General features: G+C 41.3%; 11 protein-coding genes. 5 read left to right on the top strand and 6 right to left on the bottom strand.

What is annotated here, in order from left to right; translation table 11 throughout:
- Nucleotides 1-10 precede the first annotated feature (10 nt).
- Nucleotides 11-2,866: a TIM-barrel domain-containing protein gene (locus B2746_RS10975; protein ID WP_290793500.1), complete on the bottom strand. Its 2,856-nt coding sequence runs from the start codon at nt 2,864-2,866 to the stop codon at nt 11-13.
- 87 nt (nt 2,867-2,953) lie between these two features.
- The gene (locus B2746_RS10970) at nt 2,954-7,021 is read right to left on the bottom strand and encodes a hybrid sensor histidine kinase/response regulator transcription factor (protein ID WP_290793497.1); all 4,068 of its coding nucleotides are present in this window, start codon (nt 7,019-7,021) and stop codon (nt 2,954-2,956) included.
- Between the two features lie 57 nt (nt 7,022-7,078).
- On the opposite strand from B2746_RS10970, the gene B2746_RS10965 reads away from it, so the two are divergent.
- Nucleotides 7,079-7,591 (top strand): hypothetical protein, encoded by a 513-nt coding sequence (locus B2746_RS10965; RefSeq protein WP_290793494.1) that lies wholly within the window; start codon nt 7,079-7,081, stop codon nt 7,589-7,591.
- Here the strand turns inward: B2746_RS10965 and B2746_RS10960 are convergent.
- From B2746_RS10960 to B2746_RS10950, 3 genes are read right to left on the bottom strand one after another with little or no spacing between them, the layout of a single operon-like run.
- A complete protein-coding gene (locus tag B2746_RS10960; RefSeq protein ID WP_290793491.1) occupies nt 7,566-8,135 on the bottom strand; it encodes a hypothetical protein in 570 nt (189 codons plus the stop codon). The genes B2746_RS10965 and B2746_RS10960 overlap by 26 nt on opposite strands.
- Complete coding sequence (locus B2746_RS10955) at nt 8,135-9,481, bottom strand: sensor histidine kinase (RefSeq protein WP_290793488.1); 1,347 nt, start codon at nt 9,479-9,481, stop codon at nt 8,135-8,137. The genes B2746_RS10960 and B2746_RS10955 overlap by 1 nt, the downstream gene beginning before the upstream one ends.
- Nucleotides 9,471-10,826, bottom strand: a complete 1,356-nt coding sequence (locus tag B2746_RS10950; protein WP_290793485.1) for a sigma-54-dependent transcriptional regulator — start codon at nt 10,824-10,826, stop codon at nt 9,471-9,473. Before B2746_RS10950 ends, B2746_RS10955 begins: the two co-directional genes overlap by 11 nt.
- A gap of 188 nt (nt 10,827-11,014) precedes the next feature.
- Between B2746_RS10950 and B2746_RS10945 the strand changes: the two genes are divergently transcribed.
- The gene (locus B2746_RS10945) at nt 11,015-12,277 is read left to right on the top strand and encodes an efflux RND transporter periplasmic adaptor subunit (protein ID WP_290793482.1); all 1,263 of its coding nucleotides are present in this window, start codon (nt 11,015-11,017) and stop codon (nt 12,275-12,277) included.
- A 60-nt stretch (nt 12,278-12,337) separates the two neighbouring features.
- On the opposite strand, the gene B2746_RS10940 is transcribed toward B2746_RS10945, so the two are convergent.
- Entirely contained in the window at nt 12,338-12,529 is a 192-nt protein-coding gene (locus B2746_RS10940; RefSeq protein ID WP_290793479.1) for a hypothetical protein, read from the bottom strand.
- Between the two features lie 31 nt (nt 12,530-12,560).
- Here B2746_RS10940 and B2746_RS10935 point away from each other — a divergent pair, with 31 nt between their 5' ends.
- The 3 genes from B2746_RS10935 (at nt 12,561) to B2746_RS10925 (ending at nt 18,122) form a co-directional block, all read left to right on the top strand.
- The gene (locus tag B2746_RS10935) at nt 12,561-13,238 is read left to right on the top strand and encodes an ABC transporter ATP-binding protein (RefSeq protein ID WP_290793475.1); all 678 of its coding nucleotides are present in this window, start codon (nt 12,561-12,563) and stop codon (nt 13,236-13,238) included.
- Nucleotides 13,239-13,273: 35 nt separating this feature from the next.
- A complete protein-coding gene (locus B2746_RS10930; protein WP_290793472.1) occupies nt 13,274-15,631 on the top strand; it encodes an ABC transporter permease in 2,358 nt (785 codons plus the stop codon).
- A gap of 61 nt (nt 15,632-15,692) precedes the next feature.
- A complete protein-coding gene (locus B2746_RS10925) occupies nt 15,693-18,122 on the top strand; it encodes an ABC transporter permease (protein WP_290793470.1) in 2,430 nt (809 codons plus the stop codon).
- The last annotated feature ends 4 nt before the right edge of the window (nt 18,123-18,126 follow it).

Genomic DNA, 18,126 nt, shown 5'->3' with positions numbered 1-18,126 from the left:
TATTTAATTATCAGAATTGAATCGTTAGTTTTTCTCCTTCGTATGTGCGTGTCCGGTAGACTTTGGCATTCGGATTGAATCCCGTTGGTTTATTCGGCTGAATGGATATTATCCGGAAAACCCGTTTCTTCAGCATTCCAGGGAATTCACCCGATCTTTTACCGATGGTAAGTTTCCCAGAAGCCTCTTCATATATTATTGGAATCTTACTAAATCTGCCCTTTTCATACCCGTAATTCAATTCCTCATCCTCATATAATTCAAAGCTGGCATCGCTACCGCGATAAACAAATAGCGTGATGGTATCCGCTACCTTCTGACCGGTATATTGAAGTGCTGGTCCTATTGGAATAATCGACCCTTCCTTCACAAAAATTGGCATGCGTTCATATGGGGCATCAGCAGTGATTGTTTGTCCGCCTGTATGATATTTCCCCGTATAAAATTCATACCATCCCTGGCCGGATGGCAGGTAAACCGGCCGCAATCGCTGTCCGTATTCAACAACCGGACTTATGAGAATAGATGGACCAAACATATACTGGTCTCCGATTGATTGAACAAGGGTATCTTTTGGGAAATCCATTACTAGACCACGCATCATCGTATAATCCTGGTGATAAGACTGGCCGGCAATGGTATAGATATAAGGCATCAGCCGATAGCGCAGGTTAATATAATCCACCATACTTTTATAAGCCAAATGTGTTTCAGGAGCGATATTATAAAGCTCTCGGAAAGGATATTGACCATGTGAACGAAACAAGGGTACAAATGCTCCGAACTGGAACCAACGTGTATTGAGTTCACGCCATTCTTCCAGATCTTCTGTTCCTGGTTGTTCAAATCGCTTTGGCACAACAAAGCCACCGATATCCATTGTCCAATAAGGCAATCCGGACATCGAAAAATTTATACCGGCTGCAATCTGCGTTTTCATATCAAACCAGGTAGATCCAATATCGCCACTCCAAATGGTTGCTGCATATCTTTGAGAGCCTGCAAATCCGGATCTGGTAAGCAGAAAAACCCGTTTATTGGAATCAATACTCCGCTGCCCTTCATAGATTCCTTTTGCATTTTGCAATGGATAGGCATTCAGCCATTCTGCAGCAGGTCCGAGGCTGGTTCCGCTCATCTGCAGCTTCCTTTTTTCAGGCGAAACATTGGAAAGAATATCTGGTTCACTCGCATCCATCCACCAGGCATCAATTCCTTTTGAATAAATATTTTTTTGAATCAGATCCCAAAATCCCTGGCGGGCTTCCGGGTTAAATGCATCATAAAACGTGGAGACGTATCCTTTGCCAATCCAGTCCCGCTGACGATCTGCCACATTCCTTGGATAAAGCCACCCTTTCTCCTCAAAAGATTTATACGCCTTTATACCTTCATAAAATTTTGGCCAAACCGAAATCATGAATCGGGTATTATAATCATTGTGAAGGGTATTTATCAGACTGTCCGGAGAGGGAAACCGGCTCTCATCAAACTCCTGACTACCCCATTGGTTTTCTTTCCAATAACTCCAGTCCAATACGATATTATCAAGCGGAATTTTACGTTTTCTGAATTCTTTCACCACCTCCAATAATTCTTCCTGGGTTTTATATCGCTCCCGGCTTTGCCAGAAGCCCAATGCCCATTTGGGAACAAGCGTGGCTTTTCCACTTAATTGCCGGTAACCTGCAATTATTTCATCCATGGTATTTCCGTGAATGAAATAATAATCTACCTGCTTACCTGCTTCCGACAAAAATGAAAACTGATCCTTATCCTTTTCTGGCAATGGCTCCAGCCATTTAAAGGAACAATAGGATTCGGAACCTTCGGGTATCCATTCCAGTTTGATTTGAGCCGGTTTATTCCTTTCAAGCGGAATATCCAATAATGCCGGCGCAGGATTCCAGGCTTTTCTCCAGCGATTCAACACCTCTTTTCCATCAATCCATAGGCGGATGGTACCTCCATAGGTAAGTTTAAACTGATGTAAGCCGGTAAAACCTGAAGAAATACTTCCCTCCCAGACAACTTTACCCTGCTCGGGCTTAAATGCTACAGGTAGTGCCTGTTTGGAATCTCCCAAAAACTCCATTGTTATTGCCGATTCGGCTCTTTGCAAGGCAGGCTTTTCCGCAGTTTGCGCGTTGTAATAAGAAGCAGTTAGCCAACCCTTCAGGCCCTTCTGATCTGTTAATTCGAAAGCGGAAAGTGGTCGAAATGGACGGATATCTCCAGCAGTTGTTAATGAATAATTATCCCATAAAATTCCATATCCATTAGTAGAAATCAGAAAGGGAATCGCTACCTCGGTATTATTCTGAAAAAAATAAACCTGCCTTCCGCGATAGTTGAAAACCCCATCCTGGTGTTGCCCCAGCCCATACCAGGCTTCCTCTGGCCGTCCCATAAATGATTGGGTCAATTGATGGGAAGGTTGCCCTTCATAAACAACCGGTTCAAATTGCCGGCCACCCGGTTTTTTTTCAGAAAGAAGTATTTTTCCCGTTGCATCATAAAAGCTAACAACACCTGATTTCAGGTGAACCACTGCTTTGAGGAAGGCCGTTTTAAGCACCAGCTCTTCGCCGCTTTCTTCGATGGTCCAGTTTTGGTAAGGCTTTTCAAAAGGCAGTACAACCAGGCTCTGCTCAGTTGAAAATTGTTTACCCGGAGCAGCAAGCACCCGGATTATTTTATCCGAAATAACTTCCAGTTGAACGGCTCCGGATTGGCCGGTAATCTGTGGATCGGTGAAAACTATTACACCCTTTTCCGTTTTTTTATAGGGTACCGGACCACTCCCCAGTGTCCGGATCAGGCCGCCCAGCAGCAGAAAAAAGAGGATGAGTGAAATACTCCTCATATGGCAAACATTTCTTTGGTGATAGAAAACAATTCGCCATAAAGCTAGACTGGGACTGTGTTTTACAGGGGTGTCCTTTGATAACGATTAGGTATCCGATTGTTTATATTTGGAAGGAATGACCCCAAATTCCTCTTTAAAATACCGGGCAAATAGTTTTGGATTATTAAATCCGACCTCATACGCAATTTCCGAAACCGTTTTTCCACTTTTTAATAACTGAGCAGCCCGTTTCATTCGGATCGACCGGATAAATTCCAATGGTGCCTTTCCGGTTAGCGATACCAATTTTTTGTAAAGGGCTACCCGGCTCATATTCATTTCACGACTGAATTCTTCCACCGAAAAATCAGGATTATCCATTTGTCGTTCAATTACCGACAATGCCTGTCGGATAAATTCTTCATCCAGCAGAGTCACCGTAATATCACTGGGGTTTACCTCCAGCTGTTTCTGGAAACGTTTTTGCAGTAACTTCTGCTGTGCCAGCAAGTTCTGAATCCGGGAAGCCAGGATTTCAAAGGTGAATGGCTTGGTTATATAATCATTAATTCCAATTTGATATCCTTCTAATTGCTTTTCCTCACTCCCCATGGCTGTCAGTAATATAACCGGGACATGGGCAGTTGCTGTTTCGCCTTTAATTAACCTGGCCAGCTCTATTCCATTCAATTCCGGCATCATGATATCGCTCACAACAAGATCAGGGTTACGACTTTTAACAAGATCCCAGCCCTGCCTGCCATTTACCGCTTCCACCACATTGTAAATGAATTGAAGGTTATCCTTCAGATAAAAGCGCAGGTCTTCATTGTCTTCTACGATCAGGATGGTTTTTCGGTCCTTTACCGTTTCGTCCGAATGAACAGGTTGATGAAGTTCCGGATTAGTCAGGCCGGTATTTATTTTTCGCACCGGAATACAGACAATAAAACTGGTTCCTTTATCCGGCTCGCTTTTAACATGGATGCTACCCTGATGCAATTTTACAAATTCACGGGTGATGGCTAATCCGATACCAGTTCCCTGATTCACCATATTCTCCGGCAATTCCGACTGAAAAAAACGTTCAAATATCCGATCCTGCTGATCAGCCGCAATGCCAATGCCCGAATCTGAAATAGTAATGACCAACTGCTCAGGCACATCCTCTTTTATCATTTTGATCCCAACAGAAACGGTTCCCTTGTCTGGTGTATACTTATATGCGTTAGAAAGAAGATTAAACAGAATTTTCTCCATCTTATCCTTATCAAAATACATTTCCAGATGATCCTGCCCGGACTCAAAAGAAAATTGAATGGATTTTTTTTCCGCAATATCTGTGAAAGAATAACTGATCTCCTTTACAAATCCAATAATATCACCAATCGAAGCATGTAAGCGGATTTCTTCTACTTCCATCTTTCGGAAATCCAGGAGCTGGTTAACCAGATTTAATAATCGTTTTGCATTTCTTTGGACAAGATGTAATTGTTTTTTCTGCTCCGGCTGAATAGTTTGATGAATGATTTTATCCAGAGGAGCAAGAATAAGACTAAGCGGAGTTCGGAATTCATGACTAACATTGGTAAAAAACTTTGTTTTCAGGCGGTCAATTGCCTGCATTCGCTCCGCTTCCCGTTTCTGCTGCTGCACCGCAAACCGCATGCGCGCTCTCTCAATGATAATCCTTCGTCCTAACCAAAGCAATCCCACTACAAATAAGAAATAGAGCATATAGGCCACCGGAGTTAGCCAGAAGGGCGGCTTCATACGGATTTTAAGTGATTTTATTTCAGACCACTCTCCCTGATTGTTCAGAGCTTTAACCCGAAATGTATAAGAACCCGGATCAAGATTGGTATAGGTAACCCGACGCTGCTTCTGATCAGTATACAACCAATCCTCATTAAACCCTTCCAGTTGATATGCAAACCGGTTAGGGGTACCCGAAAAATCAAGTAAAGCAAATTCTATGGAGAATATATTATCCCGATGTGTTAGAATCAATTCTTCCAATTCAGTAATTGAAAAAGGTAATACTACCCGTCCATTCTTTTTTGTGCCAACTTCCACTGGCTCGTTATAAACCTGTAACCCGGTAATTAGAACCGGAGCAATCCGGGCCTGCTGATTTAAAAGATTCGGTTGTATTATATTAAACCCATTAGGCCCTCCAAGTATTATTTCTCCCTTAGAACTTAATAGCGCCGCATTTTCATTAAACTCACGTCCTTGTAGATTATTGGATTCATCATATTTGATAACAGTCAGGGACACCCTGTCCTCTTCCAGGCCATTCGCCTTTATTTTACAGAGACCATTGGGTGTACTGATCCAGATCAAATGTTGCCGGTCTTCAGTTAGGGTTAGAATGGAATTATCAGGAAGTCCGTCTGTCTGGGTAAAATGCTGAAAACTGTTAGTGGCCGGCTGAAACAGATTTAATCCTTCTCTGGTTCCAATCCAGATTCGACCTTTTTTATCTTCTAATATGCTGATTACATTATTATTACTAAGACTTCCCGAACTATCCGCATTGTATCGATAATGTCTGACTGATTTAAGGTTGTTCGACAGAACAGTAATTCCTGATGCGGTTCCAATCCAAAAGTTTCCGATACGGTCTTCTAAGATGGAAGAGATATAATTATCAATCAGTGCCGGTTCCTTAACGGATTCCTTTGAAAAATGGGTAAAATGTTGTCGGTCCTCCTCCCAAAGATTCAGTCCTCCATTCAGGGTACCTACCCAAATTCGATTTTGCCGATCCTGATAGATTTCCCATACCCGATTATCGCTCAGACTACCAGCATTACCTTCAATGTGACGGTAGTGTGTAAACTGTTTTCCATCAAAGGTCGAAAGTCCGCCAAAATAGGTACCTACCCAAAGGCGGTTAGTATGATCTACGAGTAAACTGACCACTACATTGTTACTGAGACTGGCAGGATTTGAAGGATCATGCAGGTATCGTTTGAAGGACTGCTGCTGACGATCATAATAAATCAATCCGCCTCCATTGGTACCGATCCATAAATTTCCCTGATGATCTTCTACAAAACGATTCACATCGTCAAATGGCAGGCTACCGGGGATAGCTTCCTGATGATGGATATGTTGAAATTGCAGCAGGTTTGCATTGTAATAACTGGCGCCCTGTTTATAGGTTCCAAGCCAAATAATGCCCTCTCTGTCCTGGTGCATGGTGAGAATACTATTCTGTGCAATGGATTTAGGATTGAGAGGATCATTTGTCAGATAACGTACAGTCGCCTTGGCCCGATTTATAAGGTTAATTCCGCCATGATCCGTCGAAAGCCAGATATTTCCATCCCTATCCTCCAGAACGCCGGTAATCAGGTCATTATTCAATTGCAGGGGTTGGGTGTTTTCGTTTATACGTACCAGTTGTTCGTTTTCCTGTAAGTAAAAAATACCATTGGGTGTATTGGCAGCATAAATCCAGGGTTGTCCGGCTGAATCTGCAAAAAGCCGGTAATCGAATTCCCCCGGATTCACTTCGTCCAGGTCATAACTGCTGTATTCCACCTGGCCAGTTTGTATGGATCGCTTTTCCAGTAATCCATCCTTATATACCAGCCATATTTTACCATTCTTTGTTTCCTTAAAACTGGTTGGTTGGATAGATCGGCTTTGTTTAGTAGCCGTGAAGAATTTTTTGGCGCCAGCTTCTGCAGGATTGATTTGGAATAAGCCAGATTGATTGAACAAAAACCAATAGCTGCCAGACCGTCCCCGTTCTATTTGGATCAGTGAGTCGATAGGTAATTGGCGTTCTTTTAGCCAACCCTGATAATCGGGGTTGAACTGTTCTGTTTTTGCATTATAAATGCAAGGTTGTTTTCGCGTCATTACCCATATTTCATGTCCGGGTAATTCATACAATCCGCTTACATTATTATCAACCAGACTGGTTGGATTTCCCTGGCTCGTGCGAAACTGTTTAAGATCGGAGCCGTCGAATCGATTGAGACCAGACATGGTACCTAACCAAAGAAACCCCTGCTGATCTCTTAAAATCGTATTTACCTGATTATTGGATAAGCCCGAATAGATATCCAATTGTGAAAAATTGTATTGTCTGGATTGCGCAGATCCGGTTATGGCAAACCCAATAATTAAGAATAGCAGGCTGGTTCTGAATAACATACATCTGCAAAATAGTACATTCCTGAAAGATCATCGAACTCTCCCTACCTTTGCCATATGAATCTTGATTACCAATCTATATTACCTGCCAATTTTGATGGCAGCTCCCGGGTTTGGATTTACCAGAGCAACCGGATTTTTGGCATCATCGAAGCGCTGGAGCTGGAAAAAATTTTTCAAGCATTTACCGATCAGTGGCAAGCCCATGGAGAACCGGTAAAAGGGTATGCCAATCTGTTTTTTGGGCAGTTTATTGTGTTGATGGCCGATGAAACACAAACCGGTGTGAGTGGCTGTTCTACAGACAGTTCAGTTCGTATGATCAAGGCTATTGAAGAAAAATTCGGTGTGAGTCTGTTCGACCGGCAGTTGCTTGCCTTTGTAGTGAAGGACAAAGTTCAATTGATTCCGCTGGCACAACTGGCTCCTGCAGTAAAGGGTGGATTTGTTACGGGAGAAACACGTTACTTCAATAATCTGGTGGCCACCAAAGCAGAACTTGAAAAAAAATGGATAATTCCGGTAAAGGAAAGCTGGTTAAAAACTAAGTTACCTTTGGAGAAGGCTTAAAGTCTATCCAGCAGACAAGAAATACCAGGATTGGAATTATCCAATCCTGCAGGGAAATTTTAGGTGAAGCTTTTATACTCCAATAGCTTTGAATAAAATCACTAAAATACGCTGCAATTAAAATATAAATTCCTTCAATAATCGGAATGAAGTAGGATAAGATTATTGATATTATAACAACCCAAATTTTTTGTCTGTTTGATTGCCACCAAAACAACTGATGAAAAAAGAACCCAAATAGGAATACACTAACTATCCGGATTAAGAAAAACTCATTTCCAATATACGGATCAACATCTTCGACACCAGCTTCGGAATCAACTTTTGAACGAATCATCTGATTGATCATTTGAACCGACTCCAAAACCAATAAAAGAATTTGTATAGCTAATACAAAAATTCCCGATTTATTTAGAAATTGTTTTCTCCTTTTTCGAAAACATTCAAAGAATAAAAGCCCGATTAAAAAAATAGTGGTAGAGAAAACATACCCTGACAAAAGATTTACTAATAAACCCCAAAAGTTATAAATCAAATTATTCATCAAAATTGCAATATAAACGCGGTTCCCTCTCCTTCCACGCTTTGAACGCTTATATTTCCTTTATGCAGCATCATAATCTGTTTACATAAACTCAGGCCAATTCCGCTGCCACTTTTTTTGGTACTGAAAAATGGAATGAAGATTTTATCCATAATTTCAGCAGGCATTCCAACACCATTATCAGCCACTTTAACCAGGGTTTTATTATTGGATCCTTTACTGGCAGATAATATTATACGGGGCTGCGGACGCTCCCGAACAGCATCCATCGCATTTACCAGCAAATTGATCAGAACCTGATCAACCAGATTGGTATCCGCTTCAATGGTTATTCCGGGCTCCTTTAGAATAATTTCTACCTCAATATCTAATTGCTCCAGTTTAGGTTGCATCAGTTGCTGTAAATTCACAAAAAGATCCAGCACCTGCACAGTCTCCAGATTCAGCTTGGTGATTTTGTTAAGGTTGCGATAGGTTTCTGCAAAACGAAGCAGCCCTTCACTTCGTCTTTTGATGGTTTCTATCCCCAATTCCAGGTCTTCAAACCTCCCATTTGGATCTTGTAACTCCCCCACCGCCTTATGCAAGCTTTTCTTGAGCGTATCCGCCAGCGAGGATATCGGTGCCACCGAATTCATAATTTCATGCGTCATAACACTCAGCAGTCGCTGCCAGGCCTTGCTTTCCGTTTCATCCAAGGCTTCATTCACGTTTTGAAAGGCAATCAGTTTATAGGTTTGGGACTCCGTCTGAAATGCAGAACAACTTACAAGTACTTTAAAACTATCTTTCTCCAAATGAGCAGTGGCCACTTTAACCTCACCAGGCTTTATAGACTTAACAACATCTCCCAATTCTGCATCTCTCCTGCCCAGTGAATCAATTGTTTTCAAATATGGAATCTGCAACATGCGCTTCAATGCTTCATTCATCCAGACTACATTACCTGTGGCCAATTCATAGGATAGAATACCTGTATCCACCAGTTCAAGTATACGTTGCAAATATTGATACTGTGTTTCCTTTTCCTTACTGATTACCTTGAATGCTGTATTAATTTCATTAAACCCCTTACGTAAAGGCTGTAATTCCGAGGGAGCATGTTTAACATCAAAATAGCGGGTGAAATCGCGGTAATGTACGGATTCCACAAATTGCCTTAATTCATTCTGCGCCTTCTGCTGGTACCGATATAAGTCATATAACAAAAAAATTGCCAACGGGATCACTAAAAATAGAAATCGATATTGTGCAGCTGCCATCAACCAGGCAGCCCCGCAAAGCACGGCAAAAAGCAACAATACTTTGAGCAGTAGTTTATTATTTTCCCAAAAATCAGATATCATATTTACTTAATCGACGATAAAGAGCAGTTCTTGTAAGGCCCAGTTCTTTTGCGGCTTTGGTTATATTCCCGTTATGTTTTTCGATCACTTTAAGGATGGTATTTTTCTCCACCGTACTCAAATTGGTTTCTTTTGGTTCCTCAACACCTTCCGTGGCAAATTCAATGGGAGAAAACAATAAATCAGCTGATTTCAATTCATCACCTTCGGCCATAATTACGGCGCGTTCAATGGTATATTGCAATTCTCGAACATTACCCGGAAAAGGATAGGTTAGCAATTTTTCTCTTGCCCCTTTGTCAAAACTCAATTGAGGCTTCATATATTTCTGACTGTAAATCTGGTTAAAATGATCAGCCAGTAATAGAATATCTTTCCCTCTTTTCCTTAATGGAGGAACAATTATTTCTACTGTATTGATCCGGTAAATCAAATCTTTCCGAAACCTTCCTTCATTGGCCAGTTCCTGCAGGGGAAGATTGGTAGCACAAACAAGCCTTACATCAATAGGCATGGGTTTATTGGATCCAAGCCTGGTAACCGTTCTATTCTGTAAAACCGAAAGCAGTTTCGCCTGTTGCTGTAAACTTATATTGCCAATTTCATCCAGAAAAATAGTACCACCATTCGCTGTTTCAAAACGTCCCATCCGGTCCTCACGGGCATCTGTAAACGCTCCTTTTACATGTCCGAATAATTCACTTTCAAAAAGGGATTCGGTTAATGCCCCAACATCCACTTTTACAAATGGATTGGAGGCTCTTAAGGAATGTTGATGAATCGCTTTTGCGATCAGATCCTTACCGGTACCATTCTCTCCGAGAACAAGAATATTCGCATCCGTAGGTGCTATCTTTTCAATCTTGTAAAAGATTGCTTCCATTTGCTCCGATTCGCCCAGCAATTCCGATCCAATCAGGCTTTTTGTGTCAAGTGTTTCCCCGGCTTTTTTACCTTCTTTTTTCTTCAGCACTTCTTTAATCGTTGCAATCAAACGATCGTTATGCCAGGGTTTAACCACAAAATCGGATGCGCCCTCTTTGAGTGAGCGAACTGCCAAATCCACATCGCCATAAGCTGTAATCATGATTACACCGGCATCACTTTTTAATTCCTTGATTCGTCTAAGCCAGAATAATCCTTCATTTCCGGTATGAAGGGAACTGTTGAAATTCATATCCAACAGAATAACATCAAACCGGTTTCCAGGAACAAGGTGGTTGATTTCCTGTGGATTCTTTTCAGTTACCACTTCCTTTACTTCCGATTTTAATAAGAGACGGACCGCTGTCAGAACATCGGTATCATCGTCAATAACCAGTATGGAGGCATTTTTTAACGTCATAATTCAAGGACACAAGTATAGGATTTATTTCCAGTGTACGTATATCTCAATTGCGAACAGTTATTGTATCAAAAGCGAACACAGGATATTCAAGGAAAGTTCAGAGGGTATTGAAAATCAGTCGTTTAGTTTTTGGCACAGGGTTTACATACCATAAGAAAGCACAATCAACGAAAAAAATACGAACTGTGGACAGAGTCATCGAAAAAAAGAAGTGGTCAACCAAAAAGCTGGTTACAATCGGGGGGATTATCGCCCTCATAACCCTGATCGCGGGAAGTTTTTATTTTACCCAGGGAGCCAGCCGGTTGAATGTAGATACAGAACGCATTTCCATAAGTGAAATCACCAAGGGAATTTTTCAGGAAACCATTCCGGTAAATGGAGTTGTACTTCCAGTTACCACTATTTATCTGGATGCAACCGAAGGCGGCCGGGTAGAAGAAAAATACGTGGAAGATGGTGCTATGATGACCAAGGGTCAACCTATCCTCCGGTTGAGCAATACCGACCTGGAGCTTAGTCTGTCAAACCAGGAAACTCAGGTTTTTAACGTATTGACCCAGATGCAGATTTCAAAAAACAATGCAGACCAGAATACTATTACCCGTTTGAACCAGATGGCTGAAGTGGACAATGCGCTAAAAGAAGCAGAGCGCCTCTACAAAGTGAATGAGCGCCTGTATGACCAAAAAGCGATTGGAAAGCAGGAATACCAGTCGAGCAAAAATTTATACGATTATCAGGTTAAAAGAAAAACACTTACCATCGATATTCTCAATAAAGATTCTGTTTCTAACCGCCAGCAGCTTTCCCAAATGCAGCAAAGTTTTGAACGGATGCAGAATGCGCTTCAACTCATGCGGAAAAAAGTGGGTGATCTGATTGTAAAGGCGCCGGTAGATGGCCAGTTAACTTCTTTGGATGCAGAAATCGGTCAGTCGAAAAACAAAGGTGAGCGCCTCGGACAACTGGATGTAATGAGTGGGTATAAAATCCGGGTAGATGTGGATGAACATTATATTTCCCGGATTTTCACCGGACTAAGGGGTACATTCAGTTTTGCCGGAAAAGAATATGCACTGCTTATAAAAAAGATCTATACCCAGGTAACAGGCGGACGTTTTCAGGTTGATATGGAATTTGAAAAAGAAGTACCGCAGGGAATCCGTCGCGGCCAAACCCTGCAGATAAGGCTGGCACTTTCAGATGAAAAACAGGCAATTCTTCTACCAAAGGGTGGTTTTTATCAGCAAACCGGCGGCAACTGGGTGTACAAAATAAATGAATCCGGAACAATGGCTTATAAAGTGAATGTGCAACTGGGTATGCAGAGTCCGGATAATTATGAAGTGCTGGAAGGATTGCAACCCGGTGACAAAGTCATCACATCGAGTTATGAAAATTTCGGCAATAACCAGGAACTGATCCTGAAAGGAGGTGAAAAGTGAGACATGAGATGAACTCCGGAGTGCCCAACTTTTAATTTTTTACTTTTAATTTTTTACTTTTTATACCATGCTTCCAATCATTACAAAAATATTTCTGCTGATGGCTGTGACCCTTTGCTCAAGCAATTCCTTGATCAGTGGCGAAAATTGTGTGGAACCAATCTTCACCCAACCTGCCTGTACAGCAGAACCATTGAACCTTATCCAGGAGGACCAAACCAGTTTACTGGAAGAATCCTCCCCTCTTTTCATTCTCACCACTATATAATAAATCGACCTCAGTATGATCAAGATCAGCCAACTCGAAAAAATTTACCGCACGGAAGAAGTGGAAACCGTGGCGCTGAACAAATTATCGCTGGAAGTTAAAGAAGGCGAATTTGTTGCCATAATGGGACCATCCGGTTGTGGTAAATCTACCTTATTAAATATCCTCGGACTGCTGGATGATCCTGATGCCGGCTCCTTCGTGTTTAATGGTATTGAAGTAGCAGGATTTAATGAACGCAAACGCGCCGACCTCCGCAAACGGAATATTGGGTTCGTCTTCCAGAGTTTTAATCTTATTGATGAACTCACAGTATATGAAAATGTGGAATTGCCCCTTATTTATACCGGTGTAAAACCTGCTGAAAGAAAAAAAATAGTGGAAGATGTACTTGACAAAATGGTCATCATGCACCGTAGGAACCACTATCCTCAGCAATTATCCGGCGGTCAGCAACAACGGGTGGCCGTTGCCCGTGCAGTGGTTAATAATCCAAAACTTATTCTGGCGGATGAACCAACAGGAAATCTGGATTCCTCCAACGGAAATGAGGTTATGCAACTACTTACAGATCTCAATGAACAGGGTACCACCATCATCATGGTAACACACTCAGAACATGATGCCCGGTACAGTCATCGAATCATTCGCATGCTCGATGGTCAAACTGTAATGGAAAATATCATGGTCTAACCTGACGGATAACCGACGGGTAAAAAAACAACTTTATGATTCTGAACTACTGCAAGCTCGCATTGCGAAACCTGACAAAAAACAGGTTCTTTACCATTATTAATATAACCGGGCTTACAATCGGAATGGCAGCCACTTTGCTCATCTTTTTGTGGGTATACAGTGAGCGCTCCTGGAATAAAGAACATGTAAATTATGACCGCATTTCTCATGTACATGTGAACCGAAATTTCAATGGAGAAATAAACACCGGTTCAGATATGATGTTTCCACTGGCAGCCGCCGCAATGACAGCAATTCCTGAAGTGGAAAAAGCATCGATATCCGGATTTCCAACAAGTATTATGCTAACTGTTGGGGATAAAAAGATAAATCGCCTGGTAGTTACAACCAGCCCTGAATTTCTGGACATTTTCAGCTTTGAATTTTTACAGGGACAGCCGGAAGGATTGCAGGATCCGGATGGAATCATTCTGACCGAATCAACAGCAAATAGTCTTTTTAACCGAATAAATGTAGTAGGCGAAGCAGTAAAAATAAATAATGACCGTACTGCCTATGTAAAAGCAGTAATTAAAGATCCAGCTAGTACCAGCACGGTCCAATTCGATGTGTTACAAGCATTCAACACTTCTTCCCAATGGGTGAAAAATGCACAAACTGATTGGGTAAATTGCGGGAACCGGGTTTTCTTTCTGCTTCGCGAAGGTGCGGATAAAGCAGCAGTTGAAGCAAAAACGATCGCATTGATTCGTGAAAAAACCGGAGCGGAAAATCCAACAACACGCGGACAGATAATTTTACACCCGATGAGTAAATGGCGTTTATATGAAGAATTTAGAGACGGCATTAATACCGGGGGAAGAATTCAATATGTTCGATTATTTACGTGGATTGCCATTATTATACTATTGATTGCCTGCGTAAATTTTATGAATCTTTCAACAGCACGCTCTGAAAAAAGAGCTCGTGAAGTTGGTATTCGTAAAACTCTTGGCTCAATGAGGCGCCAACTGGTTTTTCAGTTTATCGCAGAATCGGTATTACTGGCTTTATTTGCATTTTTGATTTCAGTATTGGTTGTATGGATTACACTCCCCTCCTTTAGCAAATTGCTAAATCAACCAATACAACTTCCCTTCAAAGAACCATTTTGGTGGTTCATTGGAATGGGAATTATATTATTAACCGGAGTTATTGCCGGAAGCTATCCCGCCTTGTTTTTATCAGGGTTCAAACCGGTAAAAGTGTTGAAAGGAACATTCCTAACAGGAAAATCCGGACTCACTCCACGAAAAATACTTGTCACAGCTCAGTTTTCCATCTCCATTTTATTGATTTCCGCAACTCTTCTCATTTATCAGCAAATCAATCATGTTCAACAACGTGATCTTGGATACCATCAGGAAAACTTGCTCATGGTAAATTCATCGGCCCAATTGGATAGACAGCTTAAAGCCGTCAAAAACGAATTATATGCGACAGGAATGGTAGAATCCGTAAATCGAACCAGCAATCAGATTACCGACCTTTTCGGATATACATCAGGAATACGTTACAGTGGTGCACCACAGGCTGATAATCTGGTAATCGGATTTATGTTTACCGATGAGGATTTTGCAAAAACATTACAAGCAAAAGTAATAGAAGGTCGTGATTTCCTAGCCAGAGACACCCAACAGATTCTGCTGAATAAAGCAGCAGTGAAGGTCCTGGGTATGAAGGATCCGGTAGGCAAGATCGTAACATGGGCCGGGCGTGAACGTACTGTTGTTGGAGTAATTGATAACATGGTGATTAATTCACCCTATGCAGCACCTGAACCCATAATGCTGATACAGGGTGCAGCTTGGGCAGGAAGAATCAATATCAGATTTAAGAATGGTATAGATATAAAAAAAGCCGTGGAAGCTGTAGAACATATCCACCGTAAGTTCAGCCCGGATTACTTATTTGAATATCGATTTATTGATGATTTTTTTAATGAAAAATTCAACAATGAAAAACTGGTTGGGCAATTAGCTATCATCTTTTCAGGCATGGCCATTTTTGTATGCTGCCTTGGTCTGTTTGGATTGGTATCCTTTGCTATAGAAAGGCGAAAAAAAGAAATCGGAATTCGGAAAGTTCTTGGTGCTTCCGTTAAACAATTGCTGGTATTGCTGTCTCAGGAATTTGTCCTTCTTATTGCATTTGCTTTCCTGATTGCAATTCCCCTTGCCTGGTGGATGATGCATGGCTGGCTTGCAAATTATGCTTACAGAATTACTATAAACCCTTTGATCTTCCTTGTTGTAGCTGCCTCTGTCGCACTGATTGCTTTTATCACAATAAGTCTGAACGCATCAAGAGCGGCCTTGAAAAATCCGGCCACCTCGCTCCGATCAGAATAACCTTATTTCTTTCACCCGACCGGTGGCACCGGTCGGGTGAAAGAAATTTAATACAGTTGAAATGTTTAACAATAACTGGAAAATAGCCTATCGAAGTCTGTTAAAGAATAAATTCTTTACAACTTTAAATATAGTTGGGCTTGCTGCCGGCTTAACCTGCTTTTTATTGATTACACTATATGTGACCAATGAACTGGGCTATGATCATCATAATAAAAAAGCGGATCGGATATTCCGTATCAATACAGATATAGTGATGGGTGGAACTGAACTAGTTATGACAGTTGCTCCTGATCCAATGCCTGAAATTTTGAAAAAAGATTATCCGGAAATTGAAGAATACACAAGAATATACGCCAGCTCCGGTTCCAAACTGATTAAAAAGGGTACTACCTTTTTAAATGAGACGTTGGTAGCTCATGTGGATTCCACCTATTTCAAAGTATTCTCCGCTACAGCTATTTCCGGTGACTTGAACACTGCACTTAATGAACCAAATACAGTTGTTGTCACCAAATCCATGGCGGAAAAATATTTTGGAACTACCGATGTTCTTGGGAAAACGTTGGAAACCAATGATAATGGCTCCACCATTTATAAAATTACCGGGGTAATTGAAGATATTCCAAAGCAGTCGCATTATCGTCCTGATTTATTGTTTTCCATGGATAATGCTCCCTATCAGTTTGGCCAACTGCTCAGCCATAATTTTCAGACCTATCTCCTATTAAAAGATGGCAACAACGCTGCCAGTCTGGAAGCCAAGTTTTCTGACTATGTAATGCGACATGTTTTGCCAGCAGCGAAACAGGAAATGCAGATTAATAGCATGGAAGAATTTGAACAGGCAGGAAACAAGTTGAAGTACAGCCTGATGCCACTTACTGATATCCATTTACATTCCAATCGCTTTCCAGAGCTTGCTGTAAATGGTAATATCCAGTACATTTATATTTTTTCTGCAGTCGCAGTTTTTATACTCTTAATAGCCTGCATCAATTTCATGAACCTTTCAACTGCAAGATCTGCCAACCGCGCCCGCGAAGTAGGAATCCGGAAAGTATTGGGTTCAGAAAAATCAACACTTATCAGACAATTCCTTACCGAGTCTACACTTCTCTCCTATTTGGCTATTTTCCTTGCCCTTCTTGCCACAGCCTTATTACTGCCTCTTTTCAATGACATCTCTGGTAAGCAATTTGAGGTTGCTGATCTTTTCAATCATTTTTTCATTGTTTTGTTATTTTTTCTTCCACTTGTTGTTGGTTTGCTCGCGGGTACCTATCCTGCATTTTTTCTTTCCTCCTTTCAGCCATTGCAGGTCTTAAAATCAAAATTTAGTACTGGCCATACCAAAGGTGGATTGCGTAGCACGCTTGTTGTAGTACAATTCGTTACCTCCATTGTACTAATCATTGGAACCCTTGTTATATATCGTCAGTTGAATTATATACAGACCAGAAATATTGGATTCAATAAGGACCAATTGCTGGTGATCAATAATACATTCGCATTGGATAATCAAAAGGAAGGATTTCGAAATGAAATTCTAAAATTGTCCGGGGTTATAGGCAGCACTAACAGCGGATTTTTACCGGTATCCGCAAGCTCCAGAAATGATCGCACCTTTTCCACCCAGGCAGCAATGACATCCAGTTCAGGTTTGAATACCCAAATCTGGGGAGTGGATGAAAATTATATTCCACTTTTGGGAATGGAAATGAAGTATGGAAGAAATTTTTCAAAAGAATTTGGAACCGATTCTTCCGGTATCATAATTAATGAAACGATTGCAGCCCTTATGGGAATTGAAAACCCGGTTGGACAAAAATTATATTCGGGAAATAATGGTGGCATGACAACTCCATATACAATAATTGGTGTTGTAAAAAACTTTCATTTTGAATCGCTGAAACAGCAAATTGGTCCGGTTGCATTCTGGCTAAAGCCCGCAGACTATTCAATGGCATTTAAAGTCAATGCAAAAAATATAAACCCCTTGCTGGCAAGTATTGAACAAACCTGGAACAAAATGGCCCCTGATATGCCATTTGAATATAGTTTTCTGGATGAATCCTTTGCCCGCATGTATGAGTCAGAGCAACGGGTGGGTCAATTGGCAATTAGTTTTGCGGCCCTTACTATCCTGATCGCCTGTCTAGGGTTATTCGGTCTCGCTGCTTTTATGGCAGAACAGCGCAACAAAGAAATTGGTGTTCGGAAAGTCCTGGGAGCATCTGTTCAGCACATAATGGCATTACTTACCCGTGACTTTATAAAACTGGTGGGAATAGCAGCAGTAATTGCATTTCCAATAGCCTGGTATGCCATGCATAAATGGCTGGAGAATTTTGCATTCAAAACTTCTATTGGCTGGTGGATATTTTTTGTGGCTGGTGGTATTGCGATCTTAATTGCTCTTATTACTGTAGGCGGGCAGGCATTAAAAGCAGCCATTACCAACCCGATCAAAAGTTTGCGATCAGAATAAAATT

It is taken from the genome of Flavihumibacter sp. UBA7668 (genome assembly GCF_002483205.1).
Lineage (GTDB): Bacteria > Bacteroidota > Bacteroidia > Chitinophagales > Chitinophagaceae > Flavihumibacter.
The sequence above is the reverse complement of the archived record's forward strand: the minus strand, read 5'-3'. Positions and strand labels throughout refer to the sequence as shown.